The following is a 14,844-nucleotide window of genomic DNA, read 5'->3' on the forward strand; positions in this document are numbered from 1 at the left end:
CCCTCGCTTCCCCACCAGAGAGGAGGCCGGGGGTGGTTCTTCACACGGGTTCTATCGCTTCACTCACTCCCCTCTTCAAAAATCCACACGCGCCGACACGAACAGGCGCCGGGCCCGCTCGGCGTAGCCAAAGCTGGCGGACTTTTCCGCCAGGTTCACGTTGCCGATGTTCTCCAGCCCGGCGCGCAGCGCCAGCGTGCGCTGGCCGTCCAGCGCGATCTGCTTGCCCACGCTGGCGCTCCACAAAGCGTACGAGGGCAGCCCCTTGCCGTCGGTCGCCGTCTGGCTGCCGATGAACTCGGCCACCAGGCGGGCGCTCCAGCCCGTGGCGTCCTTCCACTCCAGGCGCGAGGTCAGGCTGCTCGATGGCCGGTCGGCCAGGCGCTTGCCGGTGGTCTTGTCGCGCGTGTTGAGCAGCGTGAGGTCGTTGCTCCAGCTCCACTGGCGCGTCACGTCCCAGACGACGCCGGCTTCCAGGCCCCGGATGCGCGCGGCATTGATGTTGTCGTATTGGTAGAAGCGGCGCACGCCCTCGGTGCGCAGCAGACGGTAGGTGATGAGGTCCTTGACCTCGGTGTTGAAGGCCGTGGCGCGCAGCGTCCAGCCGGGCGCGGCCTGCCAGTCGGCGCCGATCTCGAACGAGTTCGACGATTCGGGCTTGATGTTGGCATTGCCGGCGAAGGTGTGCGGCCCCTCGGCGCCCACGTAGTTGGGCGAGATCTGCTTGAGCGTGGGCGCCTTGAAGGCGTGGCCGAAGCCGCCCTTGACGACGAGCGCCGGGCTGGCCTCCCACACCAGATAGGCGCGCGGGCTGACCTCGCTGCCGAAGAGCTGGTGGTTGTCGGCGCGCAGACCGGCAGTGAGCATGAGCGACTGGGTCAGGGCGATCTCGTCCTGCACGAACAGGGCCTTGTGCGTGGCCGAGTCGCTGCCGTTCTTCAGGCCCGCGTTGACCAGGGTCTCGTCGCGCCACTCGCCGCCCACGGTGAGCTGGTGGGCGCCGAGCTTGAAGCTGGCGTGGCCGTCGAGCACGTCGTCCGTCATGTTCTGCGGCCGCGTGGGCGCCACGCCGTTGCTGGCGGTGTTGGTGATGTCGATCTCGCTGCGGTAGGCGCGCACGCGGCCGCGCCACTGGTCGAAGCGCCCTTCCCAGCCCACGTGGGCCTGGGTGCGGTCGATGTCGTAGCTGCTGCGGTAGGCGCCCTTGGTGGTGGAGGTGGTGTCGTAGAAGCGGCGCTCGTTGTTGCCCGTCCAGCCCGCCTCCAGCGTCTGCTGCGGCGTGAGCGCGAAGCTGGCGCTCAGTCCCCCGGCCTGTGCGTGGTGGCCCTCGATCTCGGAGACGCGCGGGTCCTTGCGGTCCGCCACCGGGGCGCCGTGCGAGACCTCGCCATTCACGCGCAGCGTGAGGCGCTCGCCCACCGGCCCGGCGGCGAACACCGAGGTCTTGCCCGTGGGTTCGCCCTCGCTCGAACTCGTGGGGTTGCTGCCGGTGATGCCGACCGAGCCGATCCAGCGGTCCTTGGGCTGGCGCGTGATCATGTTGACCACGCCACCCAGCGCCTCGGAGCCGTAGAGCGCCGACATGGGGCCCCGGATGATCTCGATGCGCTCGATGGCCGACATGGGCAGCCAGCCGTACTGGTAGTCGGAGTGGCCCACCACGTCGTCCGAGGCGCTGATGCGGCGGCCGTCGATGAGGGTGAGCGTGTGCTTGCCTTCCAGGCCGCGCAGCGCCAGCGTCTTGCGCCCGCCCACCTGGCGCGGCGAGAGCGTGAGGCCGGGCGCTCCGCGCACGGCGTCGAGCAGGTCGGCGGCGTTGCGCGCGGCCAGCTCCTCGCGGTCGATCACGGTGACGCTGGCGGGCGCGGTGCGCGCGTCCTGTTCGGCCAGCGTGGCGGTGACGGTGACCGAGGGCAGCGTCTGCGCCTGGGCCACAGTGATGGCGCCATCGCTGCTTGCTGCGGTCTGCGCCTGGGCAGCGCTTGCCAGCGCCAGAAGGGCCGCCAGCGCCACCGGATGGCGCGCCAGGGCACTGCGGGAGAGAGAACGGGAAACGTCAAGAACCATGGTGAAACACTCCTGAGTCGAGAAAACCAGTGATGACCCAGGTGGCGGCGGCTGCCAGGGATGCATGCAAGAAAGGGAAACAGCGGACGGCTTCAGCCGGGCGTGTAGAACGCGGCGGGGGGCAGCTTGCCCCCGAGCAGGCCGGGGTTGCGCGCCATGAGCTGGCCGAAAAAGAACTCCAGCTCCTCGCGCGCCTGCGGCAAGGGCACGGCGTCCATCTGGCTCACGGCGATGGCGTCGGCCACGGCCTCGGGCGTGAGCAGGTCGATGTGCCGGGCCATCATGCGGCCGCAGTCCATCGGGTGGGCGCGGCACCAGGCCAGCGACTGCGCGTAGGCCCGCGTGACGGCGGCCAGCGCCTCGGGCTGCGCGCGCAGGGCACCGACGGCGGCGATGCCCGCCTGCGGCAGGCGCGCGGGGCGCTGGTACAGGCGGCCCCATTCCTGCTGCATGTCGGCGCCCCGGTGCAGCTCGGGCGCGATCAGCCCCACGGGGAAGGAGCGCGTCTTGCGCAGCGCCAGCGAGACGGCGGGCTCGGACAGCAGCGCGTGCGAGACGCGGCGCGTGATGAGCAACTGCATGGCCTCCATGGGCGTGGGCACGTAGCGGATGCGGAAGTCGCGCAGCGGGTCCAGCCCCTGCTTGGCCGCGAGCAACTGCAACACGATGTCGGGCATGTCGCCCCGGAACGGCACGGCGATCTCCTCGCCCTTGAAGTCCGCCAGCGTCTTGCGCGCCGCATCGCGCGTGACGACCCACTGCGACCCCCAGGTGGAGATGTTGAGCAGCGCGACCCCGGCACCCCGGTTGTAGAGGTTGGCCGCGACATTACTGGGCATGGCCAGCACGTCGGCCTTGCCGCCCATGGCCATCATGCGCAGTTGGTCGGGGTCGCGCCAGGCCGTGAACACGGTGCGCTGCGCCACGCCCTGCAGCGCATGGGTTTCGGCCATGTGGATGAGCGGCGCCGACACGATGGCGGGCGGCCCGGCCAGGGTGATCTGCGGCAGCGGCGCGCCCGTGGCCGCCCATGCGGGTGCTGCGAGAGGCGCTGCCATCGGCACGGCCAGCAGGGCCAGTGCCTGGCGGCGCGAGAGCGGTGTCTGAAGGCTCAAAAAGTGGTCATGCATGGTCGTCGCGCTCCACGTCCATTGCGGCCCGGTGCCACCAAGGCACGGGCCGCAAGGGAAAAAATTGGTTCTTAATGAGTCATGGCGAGCGTCTCACTCGCTCCATAGGCCACTGGCGCGGCCCAGGCCAGTGGCCGCCGCGCAAGGGCCGCCCCGCCGCGCTGGCGGCGTTCCCCCTCCGCGCAGCGAAGCGAAGCAGAGAGGGGGGGAAGGAGCGCAGCGACACAGGGGGGTGCTTCAGAATTTGTAGGTCAGGCCGGCCGTCAGGCTGCGCCCCAGGCCCGGCAGGTAGCCCGGCTGGGCCGCAGTGGCCTGGTTGCGGATGGCGTAGCTGCTGGCGTAGCGGCGGTCGGTCACGTTGTCGGCCTGCACATACACGGCCCAGGGGCCTTCGCGCCATTCGAGCTTCAGGCCCAGCAGCGCATACGACTCCTGCTGTGTACCCGGCGTGTTGGCATGGTCGGTGGGGGTGCTCACCGGCACCCAGCGCAGGTTGGGGCCGAAGCGCCAGGCGCCCAGGCGAACCATGAATTCGGCGTTGATCAGGTGGCGCGGCACGCCGGCGATCTGCTTGCCGGCGTATTCGCCCGCGCGGAAGCGGAAGTCGCTGTAGGTCCAGCTCGCGCGGTAGTCGAGCGCGCCCACCCCCATGCGCTGGCTGCCCGAGAGACCCAGCTCCACGCCCTGATGCAGCGTGCCGCCCCGGTAGTTGTAGGTGCCCACCTTGATGCCGTTGGCGTCGGTGGTGGAAATGAGTTCGTCGGCCAGCACGCTGCGGTACACGGCCGCGTTCCACTGCAGGGACTGCGCGCCCTCGCCCAGGCGGCCCTGGCCACCGAGTTCGAGCGTGGTGGCGCGCTGCATCTTCAGGCGCACCAGCTCGGCGCTGGCGGCGGCCGGGTTGTTGGGCGCCACGGTGGCGCCGAGGATTTCCCAGTAGGTGGGCGCTTCCTGGCTGCGGCTGAGGTTGGCCCACAGGCGCGTGGTGGGCGAGAGGTCCCAGTTCACGCCGAGCTTGGGCGTGGCGAAGTTCCAGCTCTGGTCGAGCTGGGCCGCGCTGGTGCGGCTGGCGGCGTCGCGCGTGAGCTGGCTCCACTGCAGGCTGCCCAGCACGGTCCAGCCTGGGGCCACGCGCCAGTCACCCGCCACCAGCGCCTGCAGGTTGCTGGCGTCCAGGTCGTAGGAGCCGAAGCGCTGCATCTGCTGACCGTTGGCCGGGTTGGTGGCGTACAGGTCGCGCTGCATCTGGCTTTGCGCCCACGACAGCGCGGTGCGCCAGCCCACGGCCCCGGCCGCGCCGTCGGGCCGGCCGCTGGCCTGCCACTGCGCGCCGGTGGTGCGGCTGTGCGTGACGGTGTGGTGGGTCTGGTTGTTGAACAGGTCGTCGGTGTCCTGCCAGTACACGCCCACCTCCTGGCGCAGCGCTTCGTTGCCCCAGGTGGAGCGGTTGGCCAGGCGCAGCTGCGTGGCCTCTCGGCGCGGGTCGCGCTTGTAGACGTTGAGCAGTTGGTCCTGCGGCGTCTTGCCGTCGCCCATGACACCGCGCGGGTCGGAGCCGATGCGGTCCTTGGGCACCACGCTGGGGATCTGGAAGGCCAGGTCGGTCCAGTTCAGGTAGGTGCGGTTCTGGAAGCCGCCATCGCCCTGGAAACCCACGTTGGCCTGCAAGGCATCGCGCTGCGAGGCGGAATGGCGGCGGTAGCCGTCGTAGCGGTCGCTGCTGACGGAGACGCGGCCGTCGAGCCGCTCGCCCACCGCGCCCACGGCGCCCTGCAGGCCCTGGCGGCCGAAGCTGCCCGCCTCGGCGCGCACACGGCCGCGCTCGTCGGCCCCGGTGAGCGAGACGAAGTCGACCTCGCCGCCGAGCATGGTGGCGCCCGGCGTGGTGGCGTTGGCGCCGCGCCGCGCGCTGATGAGCGCCGCGTTGCGCGGCTCGATCAGGCCGATGATGAAGGAGCCGTCGGCCTCGTTGAGCGGCAGGCCGTCCTGCAGCAGCAGCACGCCCCGGTTCACCGGGTTGCTCTGGATGCCCGAGCCCCGGATGCCCAGGCGCGGCTGGTCGGTGCCGCCGAAGAAGTCCTGCAGCACGATGCCGGGCTGGTAGTCCAGCGCGTCGCGCAGCGTGGCCAGGCGGGCTTCCTTCTGCGGCTCGGCCAAGTTGGTGCCGCCGGGCACCCGCGCCAGGCGCTCGCGCTCCTGCTGCGCCGTGGTGCGCAGCGGCACTTGGGCGCTGTCACGGGTGGACTGCACGGTGACGGACGGCAGCGCGGCGCCTTCCTGCGCCTGGGCCACACCGCCCAGGGCGGCCAAAAGCAGCACACCGGCCACGGCGCGCAGGGGGAACGGAGGATGGGCGGAGTTCATGTAAATCTTGTTGGGAGTAATTCGCATTTGCAATATCATCCTGGAAACCATTGGTATCCGGCAATGACATTTATCAACGTCCGCCCCGCCCCCGCCACGCCGCTATTGCAGCTGGCCGCCCATCCCCTGCTGCGCGAACTGGCCCCCGAGGTGCTGCAAAGCCTGTGCGCGCGGGCCGAGCTGCGCCCCTACCGCGATGGCAGCGTCGTGTTCCACGAGGGCGACGCCGCGCAGCACTGGCTGCTGGTGGCCAGGGGCCATGTGGAGGTGGTGCGCTTTGGCAGCGACGGCAGCGAGCGCGTGTACCACCGCTTCGGCCCGGGCGAATGCGTGGCCGAGGCCGCCATGTTCATGGCCCATGGGCGCTACCCCATGCAGGCGCGCGCGGTGGGCGTCACCACGGTCTGGCGCCTGGAGCGCCAAGCCTTGCGACAGGCCTGCGAGCACCACCCGGCCCTGGCGCTGCGGCTGCTTGAAGATTTCAGCCGCCGGCTCTACCACTACATCAACGAGGTGGAATGGCTGACCGTGAGCAGCGCGCCGCAGCGGCTGGCGGCCTTTCTGCTGCGGCTGCAGGCACAGCAGGGTCCGCAGATGGAGCTGCCCAGCAGCCAGCGCCAGGTGGCCGCGCACCTGGGCGTCCGCGCCGAGACGCTCAGCCGCCTGTTGTCGGAATGGCAGGCGCGCCAGTGGCTGCGCGGCGAGCGCCGGCACTGGACGCTGCTGGACACGGCGCCCCTGCAGCAGCTGGCGGGGGCGTTGGCGCGCAGTTTCTGAAGCCCTTCAGGGTGCTCGGTCCGGGCCAAGCCGCTACCATCGGCACCCTGCCCTTCTCCCGATCGAGCCACCATGCAAATCGCCACCTGGAACGTCAACTCCCTCAGCGTGCGCCTGCCCCAGGTGCTGGACTGGCTGGCCCGCCAACCCGTCGATGTGCTGTGCCTGCAGGAGCTCAAGCTGACCGAGGACAAGTTCCCGTTCATGGAGCTGCGCGCGGCCGGCTACGAGGCCGTGGCCTTCGGACAGAAGACCTACAACGGCGTGGCCCTCCTGGCGCGCACGCCGCCGACCGCCGTGGTGCGCAACATTCCCGGCTTCGAGGACGAGCAGGCGCGCGTGATCGCCGCCACGGTGGAAACGCCACAAGGCCCGCTGCGCGTGCTCAACGGCTATTTCGTCAACGGCCAGGCGCCAGGCACCGACAAGTTCGCCTACAAGATGCGCTGGCTGCAGGCCCTGCACGACTGGGTGCGCGCCGAACTGGCGGCGCACCCGCGCCTGGTGCTGCTGGGCGACTTCAACGTGGCGCCCAAGGACCGCGACTCCTACGACCCGGTGGGCCTGGCGGACACCATCCACCACACGCGCGAGGAGCGCGCGCATTTCCAGGCACTGCTGGACCTGGGCCTGGCGGATGCCTTCCGCATGTTCGAGCAGCCCGAAAAGAGCTATTCGTGGTGGGACTACCGCATGCTCGGCTTCCAGAAGAACCGGGGGCTGCGCATCGACCACATCCTGGTCAGCGAGGCGCTGCGCGGCAGCGTGACGGCCTGCACCGTCGACCGCGCACCGCGCAAGAACCCGCAGCCGAGCGACCACGCCCCGGTGGTGCTCACGCTGGCCTGAATGCTATTGTTTTAGTAGCTACTTGCGCTTACCCAGCAAGCGCTAGAAGCCATTTTTTGCATCATCCGACGCATCCAGACCCAGTTCCTGGATCTTGCGCGTGATGGTGTTGCGACCTATGCCCAGGCGCTGCGCCGCCTCCATGCGGCGGCCGTGCGTGGTGCCCAGCGCGGCGCGGATCAGGCGCGACTCGAAGCGGTGCATGAGCCGATCCCACACCTCGCCCTGGCCGCTGGCCAGCAAGGCGTGCACTTCGCTGTCGAGCGCCTGTTCCCAGGCGCTGGCTTCGACCAGCGGCGCCGCGCCATTGGCGGCGGCAAGGGGGGCGGGCGCGGACACCGGCACGGTATCGGCCGCGGGTTGTGCCGGAAGATGGGCGGAATGCACGGGCGCTTCGACAGGCCATGCGGGCGGCGCGCTGGGCGCGGCCACGGTGTTGCCGAGCAGGGGCGCCTCCAGCACCTCGGGCGGCAAATCCTGTACCGAAATGACCTGAGCCGGCGCCATCACCGTGAGCCAGTGGCAGATGTTCTCCAGTTGGCGCACATTGCCCGGGAAGGCGAAACGCGACAGACGGGCCAATGCCGCGTCGTCGATGCGCTTGGGCTCCACGCCGAGCTGGCGCGCGCTCACCTGCAGGAAGTGGCGCGTGAGCATGGGCACGTCCTCGGCGCGCTCGCGCAGCGCTGGCAGGCGCAGGCGGATGACGTTGAGGCGGTGGAACAGGTCCTCGCGGAACACGCCGTCCTTGACGCGCTGCTCCAGGTTCTGGTGCGTGGCGGCGATCACGCGCACATGGGCCTTGACGGCCGCATGGCCGCCCACGCGGTAGAACTGGCCGTCCGACAGCACGCGCAGCAGCCGCGTCTGCAGGTCGAACGGCATGTCGCCGATTTCGTCGAGGAACAGCGTGCCGCCCTCGGCCTGCTCGAAGCGCCCACGCCGCTGCGTCTGCGCGCCGGTGAAGGCGCCACGCTCGTGGCCGAACAGCTCGGACTCCAGCAGGTCTTTCGGGATGGCCGCCGTGTTGATGGCGACGAAGGGGCCGCCAGACACCGGCGAATGCTTGTGCAGCGCGCGCGCCACCAGCTCCTTGCCCGAGCCCGATTCGCCCGTGATAAGCACGGTGACCTGGCTCTGGCTCAGGCGCCCGATGGCGCGGAACACGTCCTGCATGGCGGGCGCCTGGCCCAGCATCTCGGGCGCCACGTCCTGCGCGTCCTGCACCACGTCCTCGCGCTGGCTCTCTTGCACGGCGCGGCGGATGAGTTCCACGGCCTTGGGCAGGTCGAAGGGCTTGGGCAGGTACTCGAAGGCGCCGCGCTGGAAGGCCGAAACGGCGCTATCGAGGTCGGAATAGGCCGTCATGATGATGACCGGCAACCCCGGCTGCAGGGTATGGACCTTCTCCAGCAGTTGCAGCCCTGAGCCTCCCGGCATGCGGATGTCGCTCACCAGCACCTGGGGGCCGGGCAACTCGGCCTCGCCGGCACCGAGCTGCGCCAGGGCATCGAGCACCTCGCGCGGGTGGGTGAAGCTGCGCGTGGGCAGGTTCTCGCGTGCCAGCGCCTTCTCGAGCACGAAGCGGATCGAGGGGTCGTCATCTACTATCCAGATCGGCTTCATGTGTGTTCAAACTCCCCTGGTTGCGTGACTGGAAACCTCAGGGCAGGGGAATCAGGATGCGGAAGTCGGTGCGTCCCGGGACGCTCTCGCATTCGATCAATCCATGGTGCTGCTGCACGAAGGTTTGCGCCAGCGTCAGCCCCAGCCCCGAGCCGCCGTCGCGACCCGACACCAGTGGATAGAAGATCCTGTCCCGGATGGTGTCGGGCACGCCCGGCCCGTTGTCGATCACATGCAATTCCAGTGCCAGCCTGTAGCGCTGGCGGCCGAAAGTGACCTGCCGCGCCACGCGCGTGCGCAGCGTGATGCAGGCGTCGCCCTGCGCGATGCGCTCGGTGAGGGCCTGCGCCGCGTTCTGCACGATGTTGAGCAGCGCCTGGATGAGCTGGGCGCGGTCGCCCCGGAACTCGGGAATGGAGGTGTCGTAGTCGCGCTGCACGCGCAGGCCGTGCGGGTGCTCGACCAGGATCAGCGAGCGCACGCGCTCGCACACTTCATGGATGTTGACATCGCCCACCTGGTGCGGGTGGCGGTGCGGCGCCAGCAGGCGGTCCACCAGGCTCTGCAGGCGGTCGGCCTCGTGCACGATGACCTGGGTGTATTCGCTCAACTCGGGGCTTTGCAGCTCCAGCTCCAGCAGCTGCGCCGCGCCCCGGATGCCGCCCAGCGGGTTCTTGATCTCGTGGGCCAGGTTGCGGATCAGCTCCTTGTGCGCCTGGGCTTGCTCCAGCAAGCGCTCTTCGCGGTCCTGGCGCACCTGCTGCTCCAGGGGCCATAGCTCGACGAGCACCTCGCCCCGCGTGTCGGTGGGTGCCACGTTCACATGCACGGGCACCGGGTCCTGGTGCAGGCGCTTGAGGCTGGCTTCGTAGCGCAAGGCGGCGAAGTCGTTGCTGGTGGCGCCGGCCAGCGCGGTCTGCAGCAGGGCCGGATCGGTGAAGAACTGCGCGAATTCCACGCCTTCCAGCGTGCGGCGGGACATGCCGAGCTGCTGTTCCAACGCGGCGTTGGCGTACAACACGGTGCCGTCCGTGCGCAGCACGGCCACGAGCAACGAGAGCATGTCGAGGGCCTGCAGGCGCTGCAGCCCATGCGTGGCGTGCTGTGCCATCACCAGCAGGCGTCAGCGGGTCGGCAGCCGGGCCAGCTCGCGCTTGATGCCGGCGATGTCGCTTTCGCTGCGGGCGATACTGGCCTTGAGTTCGGCCGTGCGCTCCATGTAGCGCTGCGGATTGCGCAGGTCGAGCGCGCCCCGCTCGGGCGCGCCATTGTTGTATTCCTTGACCAGCTCGGCATGGCGCGTTTCGGCCTTGCGCAGTTCGGACTCCAGGATGGCGCGTGCATCGGCATCGCGGCTGCGCTGGTCGTTGGGATCCACCTTCGGTGCAGAAGGCGGGGATACGGCAGCCTTGGGCGCGGCACCCGATGCCGCGGGAGCGCTGCGCGCCCCCTCCACCACCGTGACGTTGCCCCCTTCCACCAGCTTGCAGCCGCGCTCCTTGGCCTGGCTGGCGTTGTTGGTGTACTCATTGCCGCAGCGGTAGATGCGATCCTGGGCCTGCGCCGGGCCCACGGCGGCAAGGCACAGCACGGCAGGGAGCAGAGTGAAGAATATTTTGTTCATACGGTTTCCTCGCACCGAGGCGTGCAGGGCTTGCGCCAGAGTATCACCCAAACAAGTCCCATCTCCAACGCGTTGCTGTGATGGAACTGCAACGAACTGCAGTGGGACCCGCCGCGCCGCGCCAAGGTTCCTGTGGGCTCGCCCATCATGGCGCCCGGCAATCCCGGCAAGAAAAAAGGCGGCCCGGGGGCCGCCTTTGCTTTGCAAGTCCGCCTGGCGGATGCTTACAGCGAATAGTACATGTCGTACTCGACGGGGTGCACGGACATGCGGAAGCGGGTGACTTCCTGCATCTTCAGATCGATGTAGGCATCGAGCATGGCGTCCGAGAACACGCCGCCCTTGGTCAGGAATGCGCGGTCGGCATCCAGGGCTTCGAGGGCCTGGTCGAGGCTGTGGCACACGGTGGGCACCAGCTTGTCTTCTTCGGGCGGCAGATGGTACAGGTCCTTGGTGGCGGCTTCGCCCGGATGGATCTTGTTTTCCACGCCGTCGAGACCGGCCATCAGCAGGGCCGCGAAGCCCAGGTAGGGGTTCATCAGCGGATCGGGGAAGCGGGCCTCGACGCGGCGCGCCTTGGGGTTGGCCACGTAGGGAATGCGGATCGATGCCGAGCGGTTCTTGGCCGAGTAGGCCAGCTTCACGGGGGCTTCGAAGTGCGGCACGAGGCGCTTGTAGCTGTTGGTGCCGGGGTTGGTGATGGCGTTCAGGGCACGGGCGTGCTTGATGATGCCGCCGATGTAGTACAGGGCGAAATCGCTCAGGCCGGCATAGCCGTCGCCAGCGAACAGGTTCTTGCCATCCTTCCAGACGGACTGGTGCACGTGCATGCCGGAGCCGTTGTCACCGTGGTAGGGCTTGGGCATGAAGGTCGCGGTCTTGCCGTAGGCATTGGCCACGTTGTGGATCACGTACTTCTGCAACATGGTCCAGTCGGCGCGCTCGACCAGCGTGGAGAACTTGGTGCCGATTTCGTTCTGGCCGGCGCCCGCCACTTCGTGGTGGAACACTTCGACCGGAATGCCCACGGATTCGAGGATCAGGGCCATTTCGGCGCGCATGTCCTGGGTGCTGTCGACGGGAGGCACGGGGAAGTAGCCACCCTTGACGGTGGGACGGTGGCCGCGGTTGCCGCCTTCGAGCTTGGAGCCTGTGTTCCAGGGGGCTTCGTACTCTTCGATTTCGTAGAAGGTGTTGTGGGGTTCGGTGCCCCAGCGGATGCCGTCGAAGATGAAGAATTCAGGCTCGGGACCGAAGTAGGCGGTATCGCCCAGGCCGGAGGCCTTCAGGTAGGCTTCTGCGCGCTTGGCGATCGAACGGGGATCGCGATCATAGGCCTTGCCGTCGCTGGGCTCGATCACGTCGCAGGTCATGATCAGGGTCGTCTCTTCGAAGAAGGGATCGATATTGGCCGAGTTCGGGTCGGGGATTAGCTGCATGTCCGATGCCTCGATACCCTTCCAGCCAGCGATCGACGAACCATCGAATGCATGGCCCGACGAGAACTTTTCTTCGTCGAAATGCGACACCGGCACCGTGGTGTGGTGCTGCTTGCCACGGGTATCGGTGAAACGGAAGTCAACAAACTTGACTTCGTTTTCCTTCACCATCTTCATCACGTCTGCAACGGTCTTTGCCATCAGGTTCTCCTGGGTAATACGCTGGTTGAAAATACTATGCCGCAGTCAAAGCACTTTGCGTGCCAAGCAGGGCTTTCGGGCACGCGAACAATCCCATCGGTGCGCCGTGCGGCACCAACAATCAAATTGCACCAATTTTGTGCGCAGGAAATGGCTCGATTAAAAATCACAGTTTTCGCACCATTTCAGGGCCGCAGCTTGCACCAATTTCGTGCAAACCATTCCTCAATGCCCTCCATGCCGCAGGAACAAGACGCTCTGGCCCCTTGACCCCCAATTCAATATGCCGACCGTACTGCGGATGATCCACGCTTGGCAGGCTGAACACCTTGATCTGTGGATGGTCCAGCTCGATCTGCTGCATGAGAGGGGTGAGCAATGCCTCCAGGCCTCCATGGACACTCACCGAGTGCTCCGTCTGTGGAGCGCTGTTGAACAGGTGGGCATAGTGCTCATCGAGTACCCATTCGATCATGGGCCACGCCATGACCGGAAATCCTGGAACGAAGAACAACCTGCCACCGCCCGTCCCCGCACAGCTGAACCCAGGGATTTTGTTGTAAGGGTTCGGGATGATGGAAGCGCCTTCCGGAAAGACACCCATGTTCAAGCGATGCTGGTTATCCGGGCGATCAGCTTCATAAGGCACGCCCTGCTCCTTCGCCATGTCTTGCATGCGCTCACGGATCAGGGATTCCGCCTGTGGATGCAAGGCAAGCCCAACCCCCAGCGCCCGCGCGGCAGACTGGCGCGTGTGATCGTCGGGCGTTGCGCCAATCCCTCCGGTGGAAAACACGGCATCGCCCGAAGCGAAGGCGCGTTGCAAGACAGCGGTGATCCTGTCCGGCTCGTCCCCCACGTATTCGGCATATGCAAGAGCCAATCCGCGCGCCGCCAGCAGTTCAATCACCTTGGACATGTGCTTGTCGGCACGCTTGCCCGAGAGAATTTCATCGCCCACGACGATAAGACCAAATTTCACGCCCATTTCCACCTCACTCGAATCGTTGAGGCGTAGCAGCCGACACGGATTCCACCAAAAGCGCGGGAGGAGCCCCCTCCGGCGATCGCGGTGCCGCAGGCAACTCGGCCCGAAGCTGCTCCAACGCGGCAAGGCAGAAATGCGCAAACCATAGCGAGGAGAAGGCAAAAACAAGCGTATAGATCCAGATCGCCAACGGAATCAGCACGAAGAATGCCGCAACGAACACCACGCCCGAAGCCCAGACAATGGCGGGAGCCGCCCCCAGATAACCGCTCAGGATACCCAGGCCCAACAAGGGTATGCGGTGGCGGCGAAAGATCTCTTGCCGCTCGGCACGGCTCGCATGCTCCGCCAAGGCATCGAACGCCATGACCCTGTAGGTCAGCCATCCCCAAATCAATGGCGGAAGCACCAACACCAACGGGGGAATCAGCCACAGTGGCATCGAGGCAAGCAGTGCGGCAAGCGCCAGCAACGTAGACCCAAGCGACCACGCCATGCTCAGAAGAAACGAACCGCCCTTCTTGCGCTCCAACCCCGAAAAACGGCGCAGAGCCACCAATGACACCAGGGCAGGTGTCATCATTAGCGCGACTGCAAGCAGCGAAAACACCACGATCAGCGGAGCCACTCCCACAGCAACAATCAGTGGCGCGATCAGCGCCTGCACACCTCCAAGGCCCAGGCTCTGCAACCACGCCAAGAAGCTGCCCAAAAGCCCCACGGAAACCAGCCAGGCACGCACTGCCTCGACCGCTGGCGCCCAGAAGTAATAGCTCAGACCCAAGGTCAGACCCCCAATGAGTAACAGCGGCAACACCGACAACGCAATCACTCGCGGATGCAGGCAATACGCCACCGAGCGCCAGAAGGAGTCAAGCAATGCAGACATAGGACAAGCATACATCTGGCGCCATTGGACAGCCAGGCCGTTACAAGCCAGTCATTTGGAGTTTCTGCAGGTCTTGCCCGCTCAGCCAGCGCCACTCACCAGGCTTCAAATCAGCGGGCAAGGCAAGATCACCAATACGTGATCGGTGCAAGGCCTCCACACGATTTCCCACAGCGGCCAGCATCCGCTTGACCTGATGGTATTTCCCTTCGGTCAACGTGAGGTGCAGGCACCGAGGGCTCACCAGCTCGCATGCGGCAGCGCGCACCGGCCGAGGATCGTCATCCAGTACGACCCCTGAAAGCAATTGCTCTATCTGGTCTGGAGACAAATCATGCTTGACGCCAACCTCGTACACCTTGGGTACATGCTTCTTGGGTGAACTCATGCGGTGGATAAACTGGCCATCGTCGCTCAGCAACAGCAGCCCGGTTGTGTCTTGATCCAAGCGCCCTACTGCCTGGACTCCTTGGACAGCGCTTTTGGTAGGCCGCTGTCGCAAGGGTACCGGCAGCAAGGTGTAAATGCTGGGATACGTTGATGGCTTTTGCGAACACTCCGTTCCAGCGGGCTTGTGCAGCATCACATAGGCCTTTTCTTGGTACGGCCAAAGCTGCCCCTGCACGCGAAACTCCAAGCCTTCGGGAGCAAAAACCTCCGTGGCATCTCTGCAGGACCGAAAGGCCGGATCCGGTGCACTGCGATCCATTACCTCGACCCACCCATGCTGCACAAGACCCGCGCACACGCGGCGAGTGCCAAAACCCTGGGAATAAAGGATGTCCTGCAGCTGCATCATGTTCAAGAAAATGGAAGTAGAAAGCAGAAACGCCCCGCTCATTGCTGAGAGGGGCGTTGCTGGGCTGTAAGAGCCTGACGATGACCTACTT

12 protein-coding genes are annotated in these 14,844 nt (G+C 66.8%); 2 read left to right on the forward strand and 10 right to left on the reverse strand.

The window, feature by feature from the left end:
- Positions 1 to 75: 75 nt before the first annotated feature.
- From D8S75_RS06105 to D8S75_RS06115, 3 genes are all read right to left on the reverse strand, one after another.
- The gene (locus D8S75_RS06105) at positions 76 to 2,067 is read right to left on the reverse strand and encodes a TonB-dependent receptor plug domain-containing protein (RefSeq protein WP_119965078.1); all 1,992 of its coding nucleotides are present in this window, start codon (positions 2,065 to 2,067) and stop codon (positions 76 to 78) included.
- A 92-nt stretch (positions 2,068 to 2,159) separates the two neighbouring features.
- The gene (locus D8S75_RS06110; protein WP_232828924.1) at positions 2,160 to 3,197 is read right to left on the reverse strand and encodes an ABC transporter substrate-binding protein; all 1,038 of its coding nucleotides are present in this window, start codon (positions 3,195 to 3,197) and stop codon (positions 2,160 to 2,162) included.
- Between the two features lie 237 nt (positions 3,198 to 3,434).
- Complete coding sequence (locus D8S75_RS06115) at positions 3,435 to 5,561, reverse strand: TonB-dependent receptor family protein (protein WP_119965079.1); 2,127 nt, start codon at positions 5,559 to 5,561, stop codon at positions 3,435 to 3,437.
- 63 nt (positions 5,562 to 5,624) lie between these two features.
- Here D8S75_RS06115 and D8S75_RS06120 point away from each other — a divergent pair, with 63 nt between their 5' ends.
- On the forward strand, positions 5,625 to 6,338 hold the full coding sequence (locus D8S75_RS06120; RefSeq protein WP_119965081.1) for a Crp/Fnr family transcriptional regulator: 714 nt from the start codon (positions 5,625 to 5,627) through the stop codon (positions 6,336 to 6,338).
- 72 nt (positions 6,339 to 6,410) lie between these two features.
- On the forward strand, positions 6,411 to 7,187 hold the full coding sequence (gene xth / locus D8S75_RS06125) for an exodeoxyribonuclease III (protein ID WP_119965083.1): 777 nt from the start codon (positions 6,411 to 6,413) through the stop codon (positions 7,185 to 7,187).
- 42 nt (positions 7,188 to 7,229) lie between these two features.
- On the opposite strand, the gene ntrC is transcribed toward xth, so the two are convergent.
- From ntrC to D8S75_RS06160, 7 genes are all read right to left on the reverse strand, one after another.
- Positions 7,230 to 8,813 carry a nitrogen regulation protein NR(I) gene (gene ntrC, locus D8S75_RS06130; RefSeq protein WP_119965085.1) on the reverse strand — a complete coding sequence of 528 codons (1,584 nt, stop codon included), beginning with the start codon at positions 8,811 to 8,813 and terminating at the stop codon, positions 7,230 to 7,232.
- 37 nt (positions 8,814 to 8,850) lie between these two features.
- Positions 8,851 to 9,924 carry a nitrogen regulation protein NR(II) gene (gene glnL / locus D8S75_RS06135; RefSeq protein ID WP_119965087.1) on the reverse strand — a complete coding sequence of 358 codons (1,074 nt, stop codon included), beginning with the start codon at positions 9,922 to 9,924 and terminating at the stop codon, positions 8,851 to 8,853.
- Positions 9,925 to 9,936: 12 nt separating this feature from the next.
- Positions 9,937 to 10,437, reverse strand: coding sequence for a hypothetical protein (locus D8S75_RS06140; protein WP_119965088.1), 501 nt, complete (start codon positions 10,435 to 10,437; stop codon positions 9,937 to 9,939).
- A 224-nt stretch (positions 10,438 to 10,661) separates the two neighbouring features.
- Positions 10,662 to 12,077, reverse strand: a complete 1,416-nt coding sequence (glnA, locus tag D8S75_RS06145; protein ID WP_119965090.1) for a type I glutamate--ammonia ligase — start codon at positions 12,075 to 12,077, stop codon at positions 10,662 to 10,664.
- Between the two features lie 166 nt (positions 12,078 to 12,243).
- Entirely contained in the window at positions 12,244 to 13,065 is an 822-nt protein-coding gene (locus tag D8S75_RS06150; protein ID WP_119965130.1) for a competence/damage-inducible protein A, read from the reverse strand.
- A 7-nt stretch (positions 13,066 to 13,072) separates the two neighbouring features.
- Entirely contained in the window at positions 13,073 to 13,954 is an 882-nt protein-coding gene (locus D8S75_RS06155) for an EI24 domain-containing protein (RefSeq protein ID WP_119965092.1), read from the reverse strand.
- 40 nt (positions 13,955 to 13,994) lie between these two features.
- A complete protein-coding gene (locus D8S75_RS06160; RefSeq protein WP_119965131.1) occupies positions 13,995 to 14,750 on the reverse strand; it encodes a pseudouridine synthase in 756 nt (251 codons plus the stop codon).
- Positions 14,751 to 14,844: the final 94 nt, after the last annotated feature.

Origin of the sequence: Simplicispira lacusdiani, from assembly GCF_003604195.1 — a bacterium.
GTDB classification, from domain to species: Bacteria; Pseudomonadota; Gammaproteobacteria; order Burkholderiales; family Burkholderiaceae_C; genus Simplicispira; species Simplicispira lacusdiani.

Coding starts and splice junctions, on each gene's coding strand:
- D8S75_RS06105 (WP_119965078.1), bottom strand. CDS start 2,067: ATGGTTCTTGACGTTTCCCGTTCTCTCTCCCGCAGTGCCCTGGCGCGC.
- D8S75_RS06110 (WP_232828924.1), bottom strand. CDS start 3,197: ATGCATGACCACTTTTTGAGCCTTCAGACACCGCTCTCGCGCCGCCAG.
- D8S75_RS06115 (WP_119965079.1), bottom strand. CDS start 5,561: ATGAACTCCGCCCATCCTCCGTTCCCCCTGCGCGCCGTGGCCGGTGTG.
- D8S75_RS06120 (WP_119965081.1), top strand. CDS start 5,625: ATGACATTTATCAACGTCCGCCCCGCCCCCGCCACGCCGCTATTGCAG.
- xth (WP_119965083.1), top strand. CDS start 6,411: ATGCAAATCGCCACCTGGAACGTCAACTCCCTCAGCGTGCGCCTGCCC.
- ntrC (WP_119965085.1), bottom strand. CDS start 8,813: ATGAAGCCGATCTGGATAGTAGATGACGACCCCTCGATCCGCTTCGTG.
- glnL (WP_119965087.1), bottom strand. CDS start 9,924: ATGGCACAGCACGCCACGCATGGGCTGCAGCGCCTGCAGGCCCTCGAC.
- D8S75_RS06140 (WP_119965088.1), bottom strand. CDS start 10,437: ATGAACAAAATATTCTTCACTCTGCTCCCTGCCGTGCTGTGCCTTGCC.
- glnA (WP_119965090.1), bottom strand. CDS start 12,077: ATGGCAAAGACCGTTGCAGACGTGATGAAGATGGTGAAGGAAAACGAA.
- D8S75_RS06150 (WP_119965130.1), bottom strand. CDS start 13,065: ATGGGCGTGAAATTTGGTCTTATCGTCGTGGGCGATGAAATTCTCTCG.
- D8S75_RS06155 (WP_119965092.1), bottom strand. CDS start 13,954: ATGTCTGCATTGCTTGACTCCTTCTGGCGCTCGGTGGCGTATTGCCTG.
- D8S75_RS06160 (WP_119965131.1), bottom strand. CDS start 14,750: ATGCAGCTGCAGGACATCCTTTATTCCCAGGGTTTTGGCACTCGCCGC.